The sequence below is a fragment of the Microbulbifer sp. HZ11 genome, from assembly GCF_000708675.1.
In the GTDB taxonomy this organism is placed as follows: domain Bacteria; phylum Pseudomonadota; class Gammaproteobacteria; order Pseudomonadales; family Cellvibrionaceae; genus Microbulbifer.
Window position 1 is genome coordinate 928,290 of sequence record NZ_JELR01000002.1, and the last position, 19,115, is coordinate 947,404.

Genomic DNA, 19,115 nt, shown 5'->3' on the forward strand with positions numbered 1-19,115 from the left:
ACCCCGGGGAAGAGGGAATACCCACTTAAACCGGAATTTTGCGACGATTGACGCCAAGATTCCGAACAATTTATAGACAGATGCGCTTTGTACCTCTAAAGTATCAACTGCTAGAAAGAAAGACTTTTATGAACACCGTTTTAATGCTGAACTTGACGTATTTATTCGTCCTGTCGTTTTAAGAGCCTTTACTCCAAGCAACACCCGCCTTTTTAAGGCTCTTTTTATGAATTCAATTACATCAGGATATTGATATGTCAAATACAGTCACTGGAACCGTTAAGTGGTTCGACGAAGCAAAAGGCTTTGGTTTTATTGAGCAGCAGTCCGGTCCGGACGTCTTCGCCCACTTCAGCGCCATCGCCAGCACCGGCTTCCGCACCCTGACCGAAGGCCAAGCCGTAGAGTTCAACGTAACTCAGGGCAAAAAAGGTCCTCAGGCTGAGAACATCGTAGTGGTTTAACATCGTAACGATGTAAATCTCAATGATTGCGAAAACGGGCCCAATAGGGCCCGTTTTTGTTGTGGCGCAGATATAATCAGAACCTATTGCACCACTGTGGGTCCAATCTTGCCTATCTCCGACTCTAAAGTAATGGGTGGCTTAGCCACCATATTCGATCAAAAAATAAATACCGGAGGCCATCACCATGCCAACCAAACACGCAGTACCTGCGATTTTGACCGCCAGCCTCGCGCTTACCGGGTGCAGTGGAATCCAATTCAATTCGAGTTTGGAGCCCTACGTAGAAGACCGCATCAAGACCAAGATGGTCCGCGAGTACTCCATCGCCGAAATCGACCAGTACAATGCCACGACACTCGGTTTTGTCGATGCCAGCTACTGTCAGGAACGCATGGATGAACGCAAGGCGAGTAAATCGCAACTGGTAAGCGATCTGAAACTGCGCACCAAAAATCTCGGCGGCAACGGATTGGTGGTAGAAGCCTGCGGAACGGGAGCAATTCCTGGGTGCTACTCATTTATGGAGTGCCGCGGAGTCGCCTACTCAGTGCCTGAACGCAAAGGTGATAGTATTCCACCCACTACGGCAAGCAATGCTTTTTAGATAGCACAGACTTTAGAAAGAATGGCGGTGGGCGCCTCATAAATTGCTGCACCTGTTCTCCGGGCATTTGCCGCTCATGAAGACTTAAATGGATAAAGTACCTGACCATGGACAATACATCAGGGCCCAGGGGTTTCCCATCCACAGTTTTTTCCGCCGCCACCTGCCGCATTGGGTACGCCGGAGCCCTCTCCGGAATCGTGTTAGCGGTCACAGGCTGCGCCTTCCCCGCCCCACTGGCCTGTCAACCCGGGGAGCAGGCGCAGATTCATGATTTAATCTATTTCGGTACAGATAAACCCGATGGCCGGGTCACCGATGCACGGTGGGCGGAATTTCTGGCAGGTGTTGTGACACCGCATTTTCCCGCGGGTCTGACGGTGCTCTCTGGGCAGGGGCAGTGGCGTGATGACACTGGCGAAATCATTCGCGAAGACAGCCACGTACTGTCGCTGGTGCACCGCCAGGAGCCCGGTGTGGGGCCTGCTATTGAAGAGATCACCACCACGTACAAGCGGCGCTTTCAGCAGGAGTCCGTTCTGAGAGTGCGCAGTGCTGTGTGTGTATCATTCCGCTAGCGCTACCGGGGTGGTCAGATGAACTTTCCCAGCCAGTGGTACCAGCTCAGGTTGACCTTCCGCGATCACACGGTCACCTTTTCCGCGGGGCGAAGCAATCTGCGCGCACGTATTCACGAGGCATTTATCCGGCTTTCCGCCTTTTCCAGCGGCACCCGGGCGACCATTCATGTCTCTCACCCGCGGCATGGCTGGCTCAAGGTCTGCGATGAAGCGCAGCGCTACCCGATCATCCAGAACCCACTCAGTCTCAATCCCACACGTATCTGGCAGGCGATTGGGCACACCCTGGCCGAGGCAGACAGCTGGCCCTCGGATGAGGAGAAGGCCCGCATCAAACTGGAACGCCAGATGCGCAGGCGCGCTGAAATAGCATCTGCGCGCCGCAATCGCTTCCGGGTGATCGACGGCGGCGATCAATAGAAACCGACCTTCACACCCAGTCACCCTTCCTGTGGCTCCGCTCACCGCACCGCTGATCCCCGCCCAATACTCGCGGTACCGATACAGGGCACAAGCCCATTCCACTCACCGCCAAAAACAGCACTTTTATCGACACAGCGCATCCAGCACAGAACTTGTGTGCGTCAATAATCCAAATTTCAGGAGTATTGACCAATGCAATGGATGGCGATTTTTACCTGCGTGCTGCTGGCCAGCTGTGCCAGCGGCCCCCAGTCAGCGGATAGTGCGAGGGCGAACGCGCCTTACTCGGTGCCGGCCAGCGATGGTTCGGGCAGCAGTGCGCTGGCCCTGGCGCAGCTCGATCAGCTGTGGCCCTCAGACACGCCCCTCGCCCCAGCCTCAGACCTCGCGCCGGGGCTGCTGGCACTGTCGCCGGAGATGAAACACTTTGTAGACGGCATCGGCCCAGGCCTGTCACCGAAGCAGCGGTTCCGGCGGATTCTGCGCACCCTGAAACAGGATCGCTTTTATCTGGAGTACGACCTGGATACCACCGCAACCGCGGCAGAGGCGTTTACCAGCCGGCGCGGCAACTGCATTTCGTTCGCTGCATTGATCGTGGTTCTGGCGCGGGAAGTGGGTGTGCCGGCACATTTCAATCGGGTCGAGGCGCCCCGGGCGCGGCGGGCGACCCGCGGTGCGGACGGGCGCGTGCTGGTGCAGAACATTCTGCACATTAATGCGGAGGTTTCATTTGGCTGGAGTACGCAAATTATCGAGCTGAACTTCGAACCGCGCAGCCTGCACCGGCATGTGGCGATTGCGGACGCCGAAGTACAGTCACTCTATCTGAACAACCTGGCCATGGATAAGGCCCGCGCGGGGCGAACTTCTGAAGCGCTGCCACTGTTGCGTGAAGCGCTCACGCTGACACCGGACTCCAGCATCCTCTGGAATACCCTGGGCTATCTGTATCGTCAGCAGGGAAAACTGGAACTGGCGGAGCTGAGCTATACCCAGGCGCTGTCGCTGGACGAAAAAAATACTGCGGCAAAGAATAATCTCAAGCGCGTCTACGCACTGCAGAGCCAGCAGGCACTATCGCTGTCGGATACTGCCAACGATGCCGACCAGGAGAGCTGATTGCGGTTAATGTACTTGCTTACAGCTTGCGAGATAACTCGCGGATCTCCCGGTTCAGGATCCGGTCATTGTCGCTGTAGTCCATCGGAATATCGATCAGGTGCACACCACCTTGTTGCATACATTGCTCGATGGTGGGCTGTAACTCCGCGGTTTTCTCTATGCGATGGCCCGAAGCACCGTAAGCCTGCGCGTAAGTCACAAAGTCCGGGTTGCCAAAATCCAGTCCGAAATCGTGAAAGTCCATCTGCGCCTGCTTCCATTTGATCATGCCGTAGCCGTCGTCGCGCAGTACCAGAATGACCAGATCGAGCTTGAGGCGCACCGCGGTTTCCAGCTCCTGGGAATTCATCATAAAACCCCCGTCGCCACAGATGGCCAGCACCTTGCGTTCCGGGTGCACCAGCTTTGCAGCCATGGCCGAGGGCAGCCCTGCCCCCATGGTGGCCAGCGCATTGTCGAGTAAAACCGTATTCGGTTCGTGCGCCTGATAGTTGCGCGCAAACCAGATTTTGTACATACCATTGTCGAGCGCGATGATGCCGTCTTCGGGTACGGCATCGCGCACCTCTTTCACCAGCCGCTGGGGCTTTATGGGGAAACTGTCTTCCTGCGCGCCTTCGAGGATATGCGCCTGCAGGGCATTGCGAATACGGTGGGCATCGGCGAAGCTCCAGTGCTCCTGGGGCTCCAGTTCTTCCTTCAATTGCCAAAGACTGTTGGCAATATCCCCCACCACCTCGATCTGTGGAAAATATACCGGGTCCACCTGCGCGGAACTGAAATTGATATGCACCACCGCCGGGCCACCGGGCCGCATAAAGAATGGTGGTTTTTCCACAACATCGTGACCCACGTTGATGATGAGATCTGCCTGATCGATGGCGCGGTGCACGAAATCCCCATCGGACAGCGCGGTGTTGCCAATAAAATGCGCGCTCGCTTCATCGATTACCCCCTTCCCCATCTGCGTGGTCACCACGGGAATACCCAGTTTCATAACCAGTTCCCGCAGCATTTTCGCGGTGAGCTTGCGATTGGCACCAGCGCCGATCAGTAAAAGAGGTTTGCGCGCGGCGGCAATCGCCTGCGCGGCCTGACACACGGCTTTTTCCTCGGCGATGGGCCGGCGGGTATAACTGGGTTCCAGCACCGGCATGGTGGAGTGTTCGCGGGCTATATCTTCCGGCAGTTCGATATGGGTCGCACCGGGGCGCTCCTCTTCCGCGTGGCGGAACGCCTCGCGCACGTGGGCCGGCACATTGTCACCGCTGACAATCACCTTGGTGAACTTGGTCAGCGGCTGCATCATGTCGACAATATCGATGATCTGAAACTGCCCCTGCTTGGAGCTCTTGATGGGTTTTTGCCCGGTGACCATTACCATGGGCATGGCGCCCAGCTGCGCGTAAGCGGCCGCCGTCACCAGGTTGGTGGCACCGGGGCCCAAGGTGGAGAGACACACCCCGGCATTCCCGGTCAGGCGGCCGTAGGTGGCCGCCATAAAACCGGCGGCCTGCTCGTGGCGACCAATCACCAGTTTGATTTTGGAGCCGCGCAGGGACTCCAATAGATCGAGGTTTTCTTCCCCCGGAATGCCGAAAACAAATTCCACGCCCTCCGCTTCAAGGGCGCGCACGAATAAGTCAGATGCCTTCACCAGAAATCCCCGCTCAGATTTTGTAACCGGCTCGGCGCGCGATTGATCACCGCCACGCCGCAATAACCTGTTAAGCAGGGTAGCAGATGCGGGTCTGCGGGACTCAGTCGTCGCTGGCTTGACGGATATCCCCGCTCCCCGGTTCCCCGTCCTGAAACTGCAGTTCCGCCAGGCGCTGATACAGCGGCGATGACGCCACCAGCTCCCGGTGACTGCCCTGCGCGACCAGCCGCCCGCGCTCGAGAACGGCGATACTGTCCGAATGCAGGATGGTTGCCAGGCGGTGGGCAATCACAATGGTGGTGCGGTTTTTCATCAGAGCCTGTAGCGCCTGCTGTACGTGGTATTCGCTTTCCGCATCCAGCGCGCTGGTTGCCTCATCCAGCAGCAGGATTTTCGGGTCTTTCAGAATGGCACGGGCGATGGCGAGCCGCTGCTTCTGACCACCGGACAGACGTGTGCCCTGCTCACCCAGGTGACTGTTGTAGCCCTCTGGCAATTGCTCGATAAATTCGTGGGCATGGGCGGCTTTGGCGGCGGCAATGACCTCGGCTTCAGTGGCATCCGGTTTGCCGTAGCGGATGTTGTACCAGACATCGGCGGTAAACAGCGCGGGCTGTTGCGGCACAACGGCTATTTGCCTGCGCAGGGTACCGGTGTCCAGCGCGCGAATATCCACGCCATCCAGGGTAATGCGCCCGCCCTGTGGATCATAAAACCGCTGCAGCAATTCCAGGATTGTGGATTTTCCCGCACCTGAGGGCCCCACCAGCGCCAGACTTTTGCCCGCCGCCACATGCAAGCTCAACTGGTGCAGGGCCGGCTGATCCGGGCGCGACGGATAATTGAATTCAACCGCTTCGAAATCGATCTGTACGGGCAGATCGTACCGGGGGTCGGCGTGGGCCGGGGAATGATTTTGGGATTGATCCTGGGATTGAGGTTGGGTCCTGTTCAGAGCCGCGGCGACGGCTGCGGCAGCGTCATTATCTGCCGGGGCGGGAATATCAGACTCGACACCCAGTAGGTCCATCAGCCGCTCGGTGGCGCCGGTGGCCCGCTGCAGCTCACCGTACACCTCGGAAATGGTCGCCACCGCAGAACCCATCAGGAAGGCATAAAACACAAATGCGGCCAGATCACCGCTCGTCATGCGCCCGGCAATCATGTCGTTGCCGCCCACCCACAGCAGCGCACTGACCGCGCCAAACATCAGCAGTATCACCACTGCAATCAGCAGTGAACGCTGGCGTATTCGCCGCCGGGCAATATCAAATGCAGCCTCCACTTCTCCGGCAAACGCCTGCTTCTCATAGTTTTCGCGGGTGTAACTCTGCACCGTTTTAATGTTCTGGATGATTTCCCCGGCGTAGCTGCCCACATCGGCGATGGAATCCTGGCTGGCCTTGGAGAGTTTCCGCACCCGCCGCCCGTACAAAACAATCGGCAGCAGCACAGCGGGCACACCGACGAGTACCATCAGGCTCAATTTCAGGTTGGTGATCAGCAACAGAATCAACGCACCGACAAACATCAGTGCACTGCGCAGCGCCATCGAAAACGAGGTCCCGATAATGTGCTGTAGCAGCGTGGTGTCGGTGGTGAGACGAGACATGATCTCGCCGCTGCGATTGGTCTCGAAATAGCTGGGATGCAGCGTCACGATATGATCGAACACCGCCTTGCGCAGATCCGCCACCACGCGTTCACCCAGCCATGAAATCAGGTAGTGGCGTGCATAGGTGCCCAGCGCCATCAGACCCGCCAGCACCAGCAATACCAGAACCGTATGGGTGAGGGCCTCGCTGGAGCTGCCGGACAATCCCCGGTCCACCAGCTGTCGCACACCCTGCCCGATGGACAGGGTCACCAGAGCGGTAAACACCAGCGCAATCGCCGCCCCCAGCAGTACCGCCTTGTGGGGGCGCATGAATTGCCAGAGTGCGATAAGCATTTGCCGCGCGCTCAGGGTCGAGGTGGAGTCCGCCGGTGAAGTATTTTTCTCAGAACTCACGTGTATCCGCTTATGGGAATAGATTGAATGTACAGGGTGATACGCTGGCAGCCATCTATCGGTAACTATCTATCGGTAACTATCTATCGGTAACTATCTATCGGTAACTGTCTGCCGGTGACGGCCAACCTTTTCAGGCTTCGCTTTCCAGTGCCACGGCATCAGCCTGCGGTAGCGCAGCCCGTTTCAGACTGCGCAGGTATCCGTGCAGCAGCTCCGCATCCAGCCCGTGCAGCATCAGCCGGAACCCCGCCTGCAGTGTCGAATGGGGCACCATAGGGTGGCGATTACTGACCAGGGACAGGGCCATGCTGTCGTTCAGCAACTTGCCGATATAGATCGAGATGGTTTCGTCCAGCTGCAGGGAGTTACTCGCGCGCCAGAAATCGTGATCGGAGAGGAACAGCGCATACAGTGGCGTGTACATCTCGATAGCGGTCTGCAGATCCAGCACATTGGTGGCGTGATCCCCCCCCGGTTGCAGATCAAATTCACCATCGGTGATTGCTGAAAAGTCCAACCGCTCGGCTGCGCCGATATCGCGATTGTCACGGCGCAGCTGTTCATTCAACTCGGCGATAAAGTTGTAGATATTCAGATCGTGAACCAGGAATGTATCGTCAAGCAGATCCCGCAAATTCTTCGGACGCAGCGGGCGGGTACTTTCAATGCGCACATCGCCGACGTTATCCGCAATAAACTGCAGCAGTTCGGTGCCGATATTGAAATGACGCAATATCAGGTAGTTGGCATCGCCGCGGACAAAATATTTGAGCCCCCAGTAAATGGTTTTGTGCAACAGCCGGGATGAGTTCCAGCGCTCCGGAATCACTATTCGCAACAGCTGCACCAGTACGATGCTGAGCCGCGCCAGTGGCCGCACCACCGGTAACAGCAGGCGTCGCGACCAGGTATTGTTGCCGGCCAGCAGCGCCTTCTTGGCCGGCTCGTGGATAGGCAGGCTGCGATCCAGGTAGAGCGCCAGCCAGGGGTTGGGGTCGCTCCGGTCGATACGTTCCTGTGCGAAGTCGCTGTTCCAGCTCATGGTTTCTCCCTTTGAACCGCAGCCTTTGAATAGTGGCCTATTCACCGCGGTCTTTTATTCATGGGCTTTTAATAGTGGCCCAGCTCTTCCAGCTGCAACAGATAAAGGCGTCCGGTCACGCGCGCCGTTTCCAGTATCCGCTCCGCCAGACCGTCGACCTTCAGGACACCGGATTCCAGCACTTCCTGCAGTTCCTGCAGGTGATCCTCGTCGTGCTCGGCGTGGTATCGATAAAAAGAGACTTGATGAGGTTCGAGTTGCAGATGTTGCTGCAGGGCGCGGGCAAAAAGCCCGGCAAAGTGCTTGCCCAGCCCCTCGATAATAAACATGGCGCCGAGCAGATCCAGCGGATCGGCGCTGCCTGCGCGCTGGAACATCCATGCGGACAGAGCACGGGAACCGATATTCTGCCTGCCGCTGCGCAACGTCGCTACATCTCCGCCCACGGCCTGGTAATCCCGCTGCAGCATTTCATAGTCGCGATGCTCAGTGCGCGCATGCTCGAGAAAGCGTGAGCGCAACTCCAGATGTTCCCGCCCGATGGAGGATACCGCACAGGCAATCCAGCGGGATCCATCCAGCACCTGTTGGTAGTGGTCGTGCACCAGCAGCCGGTAGTCCTCCAGTCGCAGTGCGCCGCGCAGGGCGCGGGCGACAATCGGCACCTTGACCAGGCGCCCCTCGAAATCCGCCCAGATTTTTCCCAGCTCGCGAATGATCAATGCCGGCTCGTTTTCAAGAACTTCCATTTTATTCTCCATTACACCGCGGTCAGACACATAAACGACGCCAGGCAGCGGCCACTCTCCGGCACAAAACAGAGTATGCGATCACCGCGTTCCAGCTTCTCCTCCCGCAGCAGCCGGTCAATCAACAGGAAAATAGACGCGGAGCCCACGTTGCCTACCTCCTGCTGGTGGTTGCGCCAACGTTCCTCTGGAATCATGGCTGCAGAGTGGGTGAGCAATGTTTTCATTTTTTCACCCAGTGCGCGCGCGGAGTAATGCGGCAGAAAATAGCGGACATCCCCCGGCGACAGTCGGTGCTTGTCCAGTACTTCGAGAAAGTACCCCATCCAGACCGGAAACATCTGGTCCAGCAGTTCGAAATCCTGTCGCAACACGATGGCGCCCTGGTCATAGGCGATACCGGGAGAACCATAGTGCGCCCAGGGTCGGTAATCTTCCATACCATTGCTGCGGGTGCCGGCGTACATACAGGTGGGGAAACGATCGGCAAACGATTTCTGTTCGATCCAATCAATTTTCAAACTGGGGCGCTGCGGGTCCGGCTCGGCCTCCATCACCAGCGCGCCGGCGCCGTCGGACAGGGTCCAGCGCAGAAACTCGTACTGCATTGCCTGCTGCGTGCTCATGGAGGTGAAGTCGATCGCGCGGTAAAAATCAGGCTGAAACCAGCGGCTGGAAAATTCACTGCCACTGGCGGCGGCAATACGATGCTGGCCGGCGCGGATGTTCAGCCAGGCGGATTTGATCGCCATCATGCTGCTGCCGCAGACACTCTGGTGCGAGCTGATTTCCATGCTGCTACCGCCCAGCTCGCCATGCACCGCACTGCCGATACCCGGTACCAGCAAATCAGCCTGGGTAGTGCCGCAGGCGAGATACTGCAACTGTACAGGGTCCCGGCGTGCCGCATCACAGGCGGCTTCCACAGCACACGCAGCCATCTCGGCATTGGTAAATAGTGGGGTGCCCTCAGCATCCAGGGCGTAGTGGCGATGGCGGATGCCGTTCTGGCGCAGGGTCAACGCCTTGAGCTTGCGGCTGTGCTCGCCCAGAAACCCGATGCGCGATTCCATTTCGCGGTTGTCCAGCGGTACACCGGGCAGAAAGCTGCCGCTGCCGGTGATAAATACGTCCTGCATGTACTTTCCTTTCCGTCCGTTCTCTGGGCAGGCATATTATCACCGGGATCGTCCGGAGACAGATGTGCCGGAAACACCAGGCAACACTTCAACCAATACGCCAAACAATTCTCCAAACAAGACATCGACCGAAATACCAATCAGTCCGCATGCGCCTCGGCCAGGCAGTCCCACAGGGTCTGCACGATTCTCGACGGCCGCGGCGAGAGCCGCTGGATCGCGACGAAATCACATTCGTACTGGTAGCGCTGCGGGTGGATTGCGCGGATCTCGCCTTTCTTCAAAAACGTCTCCGCATAGTGGTCCGGCAGGTAACCGATATAGCGCCCGGTCTGCAGGCAGTGGACGATGGCTTCCTGGTCGTTGACGGTAATGTCCCGCTCCAGTCCCAACCGGTTGCCCACTTCCATATTCGGCGAGTGGTAGCCGAGGCCCGCGTATTTACTCTCGCGAATGGCATCGTCGTCGATGGAAATATCCGCGGTGCCAAACAGCGGGTGGCGGTAGCCACAGTAAAGGTACATCTGCTCGTAAAACAGATGCTGGTACTCGAGGCTTGGCGAGGTGCGGTGTGCGGGTACCACGCCGAGCTGGAAGCGCCCCTCCATTACTCCGCGCTCGATTTCATTGATCGGCTCGATATGGATATCCAGGCTCACCTCTGGCGCCAGGTCGTCAAAGCGCCGCAGGGCCTCACTGATGTGGGCGGCGGGGTTGGTAACCATTTTGTCGAACAGGGCGATGGAGATGTGGCCGGTCATGCGCCGGTGGACGTCCGCCACCTCACCGCGAAAGGTATCCAGGGAGCCCAGCAGTCGCAGGGTGGCCTGGTAGATCTGGCGCCCCTCGCTGGTCAGGGCAAAGCCGCCGCGCCCCCGCTGGCACAGAGTGACCCCGAGACGCACCTCCAGGTCCTTGATATGCCGGCTGATGGTGGAGCGCCCCACGTTCAATTCCAGCTCGGCTGCCGAGAAACCGCCGGCCTCGGCGACCGCGCGAAACACTCTCAACAAGCGCAGGTCGATATCGCTGAGCTGGCCCAGCAGGGCGGTTTGTTTGCGGGCCATTCGGCTAATCCTCCGGGAACTCTACCTGCAGGAGCATTAGTTTCATAATTGTGAAACTAAACATCGATAAACAGCAGTTTATGAAACATTAAAGCTCTTCTACATTTGTCGCAACCCATCGGTCAATCGCGCCGGATACCCGGCCAAATGGAGAATAAGAGTGAGCGACAAGTTTGCCGGGCTCAGCCAGTCTCAGCTGGATGCCTACTGGATGCCCTACACGGGCAACCGCCAGTTCAAGCAGGACCCACGGATCATCACCGGGGCGGAGGGCTGCTACTACACCGACGCCGATGAACGCCGGATTTTCGATGGACTGTCCGGCCTGTGGACCTGCGGTGCCGGGCACAACCGGGTGGAAATTGCCGATGCGGTAAGTGAGCAGTTGCGTACCCTGGATTACGCACCGGCCTTCCAGTTTGGCCACCCCAAGGCATTCCAGCTGGCGGAGCGCATCACCCAGTTTATGCCGCAAGGACTGAACCGGGTGTTCTTCACCGGTTCCGGTTCCGAGTCGGCGGAAACCTCCCTGAAGATTGCCCGCGCCTACTGGCGCAAAAAGGGCATGCCCTCCAAGACCAAACTGATCGGCCGCGCCAAGGGCTACCACGGGGTGAACTTTGGCGGCATCAGTGTTGGCGGTATCGGCGCCAATCGGGCCCTGTACGGCACCGCGGTAGACGCCGACCACCTGCCCCACACGGTGCTGCCACAGAACAGGTTCTGCAAAGGCATGCCGGAGGAAGGAGCGCACCTGGCGGACGAACTGCTGGAGATGATCGCCCTGCACGACGCCTCCAATATCGCGGCGGTGATTGTGGAGCCCATGGCCGGTTCCGCCGGCGTGCTGCCACCACCGGTGGGCTACCTGCAACGCCTGCGCGAGATCTGTGACCAGCACAACATCCTGCTGATTTTCGATGAGGTGATCACCGCCTTCGGCCGCATGGGTGCGGCCACCGGTGCGGAGGCGTTCGGCGTAACCCCGGATATCCTCAACACCGCCAAACAACTCACCAACGGCGCAGTGCCCATGGGCGCGGTGATCGCCAAGCAGGAAATCTACGACACCTTTATGGATCAGGGTGGCCCGGAGTACCTGCTGGAATTGCCCCACGGCTATACCTATTCCGCCCATCCGGTGTCCTGTGCTGCGGCGTTGGCGTCACTGGATATCCTGGAAAATGAAAACCTGTTCAACCGCGCAGCGGAGCTGGCAGTGATTCTGGAAGACCGGGTGCACCAGCTGAAGGGCACACCGCTGATTTCCGATATCCGCAACTGCGGCGTGGCCGCGGGCCTCACTATCGAACCGACGCCGGGCGAACCGCTACTGCGCCCTTACCAGATCGCAATGAAAATGTGGGAGAAAGGCTTTTACGTGCGCTACGGTGGCGACACCATCCAGCTGGGCCTGCCATTTGTGGCGGAGGCGGAGGAAGTGGATACGCTGGTAAGTGCGCTTGGCGATGCAATCAATGAGGTTGCTGCGGGTTAACAATCATCGTCATGCCGGAGTTGATCCGGCATCCAGTGGACGCGGCACCATCCAGCTTCCTAGCGCTGGATCCCGGGTCAAGCCCGGGATGACCCGGTTCGTCATGCCGGACTCGATCCGGCATCCAGTGGACGCGGCACCATCCAGCTTCGTTGCGCTGGATCCCGGATCGAGCCCGGGATGACATAGCTCGTCATGCCGGACCTGATCCGGCATCCAGTGGGCGTGGCACCATCCAGCTTCCTAGCGCTGGATCCCGGGTCAAGCCCGGGATGACCCGGTTCGTCATGCCGGACCTGATCCGGCATCCAGTGTACGTGGCACTATCCAGCTTCGTAGCGCTGGACCCCGGACCAAGCCCGGGATGACGGGAACAAAACAATTAAATATTTTCGAGAGGAAACAGCATGAACACCGTAGGCCATTTTATTAACGGCAGTACCACCGAAGCCGCCGAGCGCACCCAGGATGTTTTCAATCCGGCCACCGGCACCGTGTCCAAGCAGGTTGCGATTGCCGGCAAGGCCACCGTGGAAGAAGCCGTTGCCGCAGCACAGGAAGCCTATAAAAGCTGGCGCAACACCCAGCCCGCCAAGCGCGCCCGCATCATGTTCAAGTTCAGGCAATTACTGGAAGACAATGCGGAAAAAATCTGCGCGCTGATCGGCGAGGAGCACGGCAAAATTTCTCACGACGCCATGGGCGAACTGACCCGCGGAATCGACAATGTGGAATTTGCCTGTGGCGCGCCGCAGATGCTGAAGGGTGAGCACAGCCGCAATGTGGGCCCGGATATCGATTCCTGGAGCGAGATGCAGCCGCTGGGCGTGGTTGCCGGTATTACCCCATTCAACTTCCCAGCCATGGTACCCCTGTGGATGTTTCCGCTGGCCATTGTGTGCGGCAACACCTTTGTACTGAAACCTTCCGAACGCGACCCTTCCTGCTCCCTGCTGCTGGCACAACTGCTGCAGGAAGCCGGCCTGCCGGACGGCGTATTCAATGTGGTCAATGGCGATAAAGTGGCGGTGGACACCCTGCTTACGGATCCGCGCGTGGAAGCGGTCAGTTTTGTGGGCTCCACCCCCATTGCCGAATACGTTTACGCAACCGCCACCGCGCACGGTAAACGCTGCCAGGCTCTGGGCGGAGCCAAAAACCACGCGATCATCATGCCGGATGCGGATATGGACAATGCCGTCGCAGCACTGACCGGTGCGGCCTTTGGCTCCTCCGGCGAGCGCTGTATGGCCCTGTCGGTAGCGGTTTGCGTGGGCGACGAAGCGGCGGATAGGTTTATCGACAAGATGTCCACCGCCATGCAGGACCTGAAAGTGGGTGCCTACAGCGACAGCAGCAACGACTTTGGCCCGGTCATCACCGAGGCGCACATGAACAAGGTCAACGGTTATATCGCCAGTGCCGCCGAGCAGGGCGCCACCATTGTGGTGGACGGCCGCAACCCGAAAGTCGCCGGATTTGAAAACGGCTTCTTTGTCGGCGGCACCCTGATCGATAATGTGAAAGCGGGCATGGCCTGTTACGAAGAGGAAATCTTCGGCCCGGTACTGCTGGTGGTGCGCGCGGACTCCATGGAGCAGGCCATGCAGATGATCAACGATCACGAGTACGGCAACGGCACCTGCATCTTTACCCGCGATGGCGAAGCGGCGCGCTACTTCAGTGACAATATTCTGGTAGGCATGGTCGGTATCAACGTGCCGCTGCCCGTACCCGTGGCCTACCACAGCTTCGGCGGCTGGAAACGCTCCCTGTTCGGTGACCTCGGCACTTACGGTCCGGACGGTGTGCGCTTCTACACCAAGCGCAAAACCATTACCCAGCGCTGGCCTTCCAGCGGTGTACGTGAGGGAGCACAGTTCTCCTTCCCCAGCAATTAATTTCCGCCCAGTAAAAAACGCCCGCAGCCAATACTGCGGGCGTTTTTTCGTTGGAGTGCGGAATTACAACTGCGCCGACCAGGCCACGGCCACGGTCAGGCTGTGGGATTTGTCCAGGCTGGGGTTGTCAAAACCCAACTGGAATTTGACCCGGGCACTGTCGTCACTCAGGGCGAACAGCCATTGGCCCTCCTCACCATCCACACCCACATACGGATTGCCGGGTAAATTGCCCCAGCGGATTCCCGGGCGATAGCGCACAGTGTCGGCGAAATACTCTACATCCAGTGAAAGCTGATAGCCGCTCATCTGCTCGACGTAGCGGCCAGTGGCGTACACCGGCATGGTGAACTCATGGTCCTCGAGTTCGCGCCAACCGGAAAATACCGGGGCGAGCTGCACCTCGTCTTCTACATCGCGGTCGGCGGTATCGAATTTACCGTAGGTATAGGGTGCCCGCTCCCAGCGAATCAGGCTGTAGGCATCCTCCACCCGCACAAACATTTTGCGCTGGTTGTTCTGGTACCCGGCCACCAGATCCAGGGTAAGCCCCTCACCTTCGGGCTTTTCGAAATCGTGCGCGAGCAACAGATCTTCGGAATAGCGGTAGTCCAGAGACGCATTACCGGCAAAAAACTGCTCGTCGCTGCTCAACAGCCCATCGATAGTGCCATCCTGAAATTCCCGCGCTTTCAGCAGGCTGACATCCGCCTGAAAGAACAGGCCGCTGTCCAGGTTCCAGCGGCGCTTGAGGCGAATACCGTCGGCCAGTAATTGCAGCGCGTTCAGATATACCGGCACCGCACCCTCAGGCGGAGTGAGGTCCTGCTCGTCGCGATAGTAGAGATCGGCCGTGGCGCGGTTATAGGTCAACTGGTAATCGTAACGGACCGTGTAAGACAGCCCCCAGTCACCAAGCCAGACACCAGTATCCAGGCGATTTCTGGTCCAGGAATTCTCGCCGCGGCCCGGGGCCTGCTTCCATTTGCCGGCAAATTCACTGATGGGCAGCGCTTCACTGATGGTGCGGCTGTAAAAATCGAGAGAGACTTCCGGGCTAGGTAGTGCGACTGACTGTAGCGGCACATTCATCAACCCCAGAAACAGAAAGGGCCACCAGAGGTGGCCCGATCCATTTCTGCGAATATCTCCCTGCTTAGAGCAGAGTTTCAATCGCATTGTCGATCCAGGTGATCAGGTAAATATCGTTTTCTTTGCTAAGGGTACCGTAAACGGTGCCGTCTTTGCTGATGTAACCGCGCAGGGTTTCATCATTTTCGGATTCCGTGAACTCCAGCATAAAGGACGTACCCTCACCCTCGCTCAGGACCACCTCGGTCACCGCTTCATCTGCGTAGTCGATGTCGATACGCAACAGGTCGGCGCCCCAGGACAGGGTTAGCACCGCCTCGGCAATATCGTAGCCGGTGCGTTTTACCACCAGCTCGACATCCATGGTTGGCAGATTCGTAGAGAGCTTGCCCGCAGCGCGCAGGCGCGCGGTCGCTTTCAGGTAACGGCCTTCTGCGTCGAAGTCCATTTCCGCGTTATCCAGAACTGCGACGAGGCTGCCGCTATCGCTGCCGGTAAAGAGCGAAGTGGTCCACAGCCCTGCGTCCCACCAGTCTTCCGGACCCGCAGTGTATATACCTTCGGCGGCCACCGTTGCTTCCAGGCCATTAATCAGGTCCTGATGATCAGCGGTGAAAGCGATGCGAATATCCTGTGCGATATCAGTCTGGCCAGCCGCCACACCGCTAACACACCCGCTGGTGTCCCAGTTCCAGAATCCCCAGACGGGTTCGTTTTCACACTCGTACTGGCTGGTGACACCTTCAAGCAGTTCGTTTACCCCCCAGAATTCATAACTCTCACCTACCCACGGGCACTGTGCATCGCCCTCGACACTGCAGCTCAGGTCGATAAAGTGCTGATAGCTTTCTTCCGAGTAGCGATAGGAATAAACCACGGTAGCCTGGTTGCCCACTTTCCCATGTACCACGGTCAGCGTGTTGTTTTCGGCGCTGTAGGCATAGGAAGTCAGGTCATCGCGCTCGTAGCCTTCCGGAGTGAAACTGTACTCGGCGATATTATCGAGAGTGAGTGAAACCAGCGCTTCTACAGAAGTTTCATTTGCCTTATCAGAGAAGGCGCCGCTCAACAGCAGTTTTTCCGGCAACAGACCCAGGTGATCATTTTCTGGTTGAGCTGCGAGTAGTGCGGCAGATTTGCGAATGCCAAATTCAATGGTGCCTTCGAAAGCGTATTCAGTATTTTCCAGTCCACCGTTGATCATCAGCCAGAGGCTATTGATATCGGGCGCATCTTCCGACTCTTCTCCGAACGACTCTGCAAGATTCAATTTCACCTGGGAGGCGTCGCTCAGAGAAAGGCTTACATCATCACGGCCCGCACTACCTTCGATCGTGAATATATGCTCGGCCGCCGCCAACGCCAGGGAGCCCGGCTCACCAGTAAGAACTGGCAGCGTGATTTCCATATTGACCGCAACCTGATCGGCAGTGGTAGAGGAGTCACCATCGATATCATAGATACCTCCGGCCAGGGTCCAGACGGTCCCGCTGCGAGAAATGGTACCCGCGGGGAAATGGCTCAGGGCATCGGCACGGGAATCGTAGTCGGTGTCTTCCTGATACTTGTCCCAAAGGTAGCCCGCTGCGTCGGTTACACTTGTGTAAGGTGCTTCCAGTGCTGGTTCAGCGGCAAACTCTACTGCCGAGATCTGGTTCAGCAGGACATCACTGACCTCGCGGAAACCGGCAATCACTTCCTGAGCATCCGAGTCCAGCAGGGCTTCTGCAGATTGCAGTTTTACAACGATATTTTCCTCGTTGTAGCCATCCGATTCGCCATCCAGCTCATTCTGGATCGCTTCAACCGCTTCTATGGAAACTTTACGCGCGGTCGCAATCAGGTTTTTTGCCGCCTGCAGGTTATCTGCCAGTTCGGAGTCTACTTCTACCGGTGGGGTACAGCTGGCGCGATCGCCACAGTTTTCTTCGACGGCCTCGTCGGCGTCACTCTGGGCTGCGCTGGCTGCGTCGGCCACACCGGCTAGGCTTTCGTTGTTTTTGCTGGTGGCAGTGGCCACTTCTTCCAACGCAGCGCTGATCGCTTTCACCGCTTCCGCATCAACGGTATTGGCATCGAAGCCGGCACTGAGGCTGACGAGTTGTGCAGCCACGTCACCGGAAGCCGCGGCTTCTACCGCCGCGTTCAGCAGGGCGAAACGCAGTTCCTGCTCTCCGGCTTCCGTGGCACTGGTCAGGTCAACCGGAGCGATGGTGCTCGGGTTTGCATCCAGACCAAAGGTATCTTTGACAAACTGGTTGGCAGCGTTGATGGATGCCTGGGTGGGTGCAGGGCCGGCTTTTTCAGCCACCAGCGTGGTCAGTGCGGTAATGCTAGAGGAAACACTGGTTGCGCTGGCATCAACAAAAGTCACCGAGCTCAACTGGTAATCCAGTGCGTATTTTTCCCCGAAACCGATGCTGCCATCTTTATCGGTGTCATCGTCGCTGTCGCCGGCGGTGCGACACACGGCGGTATCACAGGTCACCATGGCGACACTGTCTGCCGGGTTTTTCAGTACCAGTTTTACCGCGCCGGTGTAATCGGCGAGATCAATGGAATAGCTGCCGTCAGCGCCAGTGGTGGCCGAGCCCAGCAGGGTATTGTCCGCGCCATAGGCCTCGACAAGTGCACCGGCGATGATGCCCTTGGCGGCCGTACCGCCAACGGGAATGGAGCTGCCTGTACCACCGCTACTGGATCCAGAGCTGGAACTGGAGCTGGAGCTACCACCGCTCGAGCTACTGGAACTGGAGCTTGAACTGCTTGAGCTCGAACTGCTTGAGCTCGAGCTACTGGAGCCTCCGTTGTCTGAAGAACTGCCACCGCCGCCGCAGGCTGTGAGTGCAGTGACCGCAATGGCCAGTGCGAGTTGTTTATACATGCTTTCCCCTTCACTCCTGCTGGAGTGCTTCCTTGTCGATAACCGTTTGAAAAACTCGGGACACCACCCATTGACTGGATCATTCTGTGCCCACCTCTCCTTTTCGGGCTGCCCCCAAGCAGTCGCCCAAAAACTGTGACGCGTATCTCACTTCGTCACAGGCGGAAAATGATGCCGGTGGATGTTTGGCGCCTCAATAGCCCCTTTTAATCATTTTTGTGGCCCTCATTGATTGCCCTGCGAGCAAAGTGGTGACATTCCACCCAGAAGTGTCATTGCATGAGTAAAAGGGGCTAACGACGACGCTCTCTTGCCGTAGGAGAAAACGCTGCCCTGTGTCATCATCCGCGCGCCAAAAAACCGGCCAACCAGAGCAGAAAAGCCCGAGCGGGTGACCACCGGCCAGATCTGTTTCAGGGAAGCCAATCAACGAAAGGAATACACAGAATGAGCAGAAAGCTGATTTCCAGCGGATCGGAGTTTGAGAGCAAGATTGGTTACTCCCGCGCAGTGGTGGATGGCGACTATGTTTTTGTCTCCGGCACCACCGGCTTCAATTACGCTACCAACAGTATCAGCGGCGATGTAGCCGAGCAGGCAGACCAGTGTTTCGCCAATATCGAGCAGGCGTTGAAGGAAGCCGGCAGCAGTATCGAGCGCATTGCGCGGGTTACCTATATCCTGCCGAACCGGGATGACTTCCAGCCTTGCTGGCCGGTATTTCAGAAGTGGCTGGGCGAGGTGCGCCCTGCCGCCACCGTTTTTGAAGCGCGACTGCTGGACGATGCAATGAAGATTGAAATTCAGGTCACCGCGCGGATTTGATCCGGTCACCTGATCCGGTCACCTGCTCCGGTCACCTGAATGGT

Annotated in this window: 16 protein-coding genes; 8 read left to right on the top strand and 8 right to left on the bottom strand. The window is 58.0% G+C overall.

Annotated elements, in window-relative coordinates; genetic code table 11:
- The first annotated feature begins 254 nt into the window (after positions 1–254).
- The 5 genes from AU11_RS11670 (at position 255) to AU11_RS11690 (ending at position 3,197) form a co-directional block, all read left to right on the top strand.
- Positions 255–464 carry a cold-shock protein gene (locus AU11_RS11670; protein ID WP_043319538.1) on the top strand — a complete coding sequence of 70 codons (210 nt, stop codon included), beginning with the start codon at positions 255–257 and terminating at the stop codon, positions 462–464.
- A 187-nt stretch (positions 465–651) separates the two neighbouring features.
- The gene (locus AU11_RS11675) at positions 652–1,071 is read left to right on the top strand and encodes a hypothetical protein (RefSeq protein WP_043319539.1); all 420 of its coding nucleotides are present in this window, start codon (positions 652–654) and stop codon (positions 1,069–1,071) included.
- A gap of 200 nt (positions 1,072–1,271) precedes the next feature.
- Complete coding sequence (locus tag AU11_RS11680) at positions 1,272–1,649, top strand: DUF3574 domain-containing protein (protein WP_051687209.1); 378 nt, start codon at positions 1,272–1,274, stop codon at positions 1,647–1,649.
- An 18-nt stretch (positions 1,650–1,667) separates the two neighbouring features.
- Positions 1,668–2,072, top strand: coding sequence for a hypothetical protein (locus AU11_RS11685; RefSeq protein WP_043319541.1), 405 nt, complete (start codon positions 1,668–1,670; stop codon positions 2,070–2,072).
- A 195-nt stretch (positions 2,073–2,267) separates the two neighbouring features.
- Entirely contained in the window at positions 2,268–3,197 is a 930-nt protein-coding gene (locus AU11_RS11690; protein ID WP_043319543.1) for a tetratricopeptide repeat protein, read from the top strand.
- 19 nt (positions 3,198–3,216) lie between these two features.
- Here AU11_RS11690 and AU11_RS11695 read toward each other — a convergent pair whose 3' ends face one another.
- The 6 genes from AU11_RS11695 to AU11_RS11720 form a co-directional block, all read right to left on the bottom strand.
- The gene (locus tag AU11_RS11695; RefSeq protein ID WP_043320456.1) at positions 3,217–4,857 is read right to left on the bottom strand and encodes an acetolactate synthase large subunit; all 1,641 of its coding nucleotides are present in this window, start codon (positions 4,855–4,857) and stop codon (positions 3,217–3,219) included.
- A gap of 103 nt (positions 4,858–4,960) precedes the next feature.
- Entirely contained in the window at positions 4,961–6,811 is a 1,851-nt protein-coding gene (locus AU11_RS11700) for an ABC transporter transmembrane domain-containing protein (RefSeq protein WP_081848179.1), read from the bottom strand.
- A gap of 193 nt (positions 6,812–7,004) precedes the next feature.
- Positions 7,005–7,916, bottom strand: a complete 912-nt coding sequence (locus AU11_RS11705) for a hypothetical protein (RefSeq protein ID WP_051687210.1) — start codon at positions 7,914–7,916, stop codon at positions 7,005–7,007.
- A gap of 68 nt (positions 7,917–7,984) precedes the next feature.
- On the bottom strand, positions 7,985–8,665 hold the full coding sequence (locus tag AU11_RS11710) for an iron-containing redox enzyme family protein (protein ID WP_197023829.1): 681 nt from the start codon (positions 8,663–8,665) through the stop codon (positions 7,985–7,987).
- A gap of 11 nt (positions 8,666–8,676) precedes the next feature.
- Positions 8,677–9,804 (bottom strand): StlD/DarB family beta-ketosynthase, encoded by a 1,128-nt coding sequence (locus AU11_RS11715; RefSeq protein ID WP_043319546.1) that lies wholly within the window; start codon positions 9,802–9,804, stop codon positions 8,677–8,679.
- A 140-nt stretch (positions 9,805–9,944) separates the two neighbouring features.
- Entirely contained in the window at positions 9,945–10,871 is a 927-nt protein-coding gene (locus AU11_RS11720) for a LysR family transcriptional regulator (protein WP_043319547.1), read from the bottom strand.
- A gap of 211 nt (positions 10,872–11,082) precedes the next feature.
- Here AU11_RS11720 and AU11_RS11725 point away from each other — a divergent pair, with 211 nt between their 5' ends.
- Together AU11_RS11725 and AU11_RS11730 are read left to right on the top strand one after the other, a co-directional pair.
- A complete protein-coding gene (locus AU11_RS11725) occupies positions 11,083–12,369 on the top strand; it encodes an aspartate aminotransferase family protein (RefSeq protein ID WP_231492018.1) in 1,287 nt (428 codons plus the stop codon).
- 407 nt (positions 12,370–12,776) lie between these two features.
- Entirely contained in the window at positions 12,777–14,270 is a 1,494-nt protein-coding gene (locus AU11_RS11730) for a CoA-acylating methylmalonate-semialdehyde dehydrogenase (protein WP_043319549.1), read from the top strand.
- A 63-nt stretch (positions 14,271–14,333) separates the two neighbouring features.
- Here AU11_RS11730 and AU11_RS11735 read toward each other — a convergent pair whose 3' ends face one another.
- Both AU11_RS11735 and AU11_RS11740 read right to left on the bottom strand, forming a co-directional pair.
- Positions 14,334–15,449: a hypothetical protein gene (locus AU11_RS11735; protein WP_156035294.1), complete on the bottom strand. Its 1,116-nt coding sequence runs from the start codon at positions 15,447–15,449 to the stop codon at positions 14,334–14,336.
- Positions 15,427–18,246: a hypothetical protein gene (locus AU11_RS11740; RefSeq protein ID WP_043319551.1), complete on the bottom strand. Its 2,820-nt coding sequence runs from the start codon at positions 18,244–18,246 to the stop codon at positions 15,427–15,429. Before AU11_RS11740 ends, AU11_RS11735 begins: the two co-directional genes overlap by 23 nt.
- A 447-nt stretch (positions 18,247–18,693) precedes the next feature.
- Here AU11_RS11740 and AU11_RS11745 point away from each other — a divergent pair, with 447 nt between their 5' ends.
- Positions 18,694–19,071 (top strand): RidA family protein, encoded by a 378-nt coding sequence (locus AU11_RS11745; protein WP_043319552.1) that lies wholly within the window; start codon positions 18,694–18,696, stop codon positions 19,069–19,071.
- The last annotated feature ends 44 nt before the right edge of the window (positions 19,072–19,115 follow it).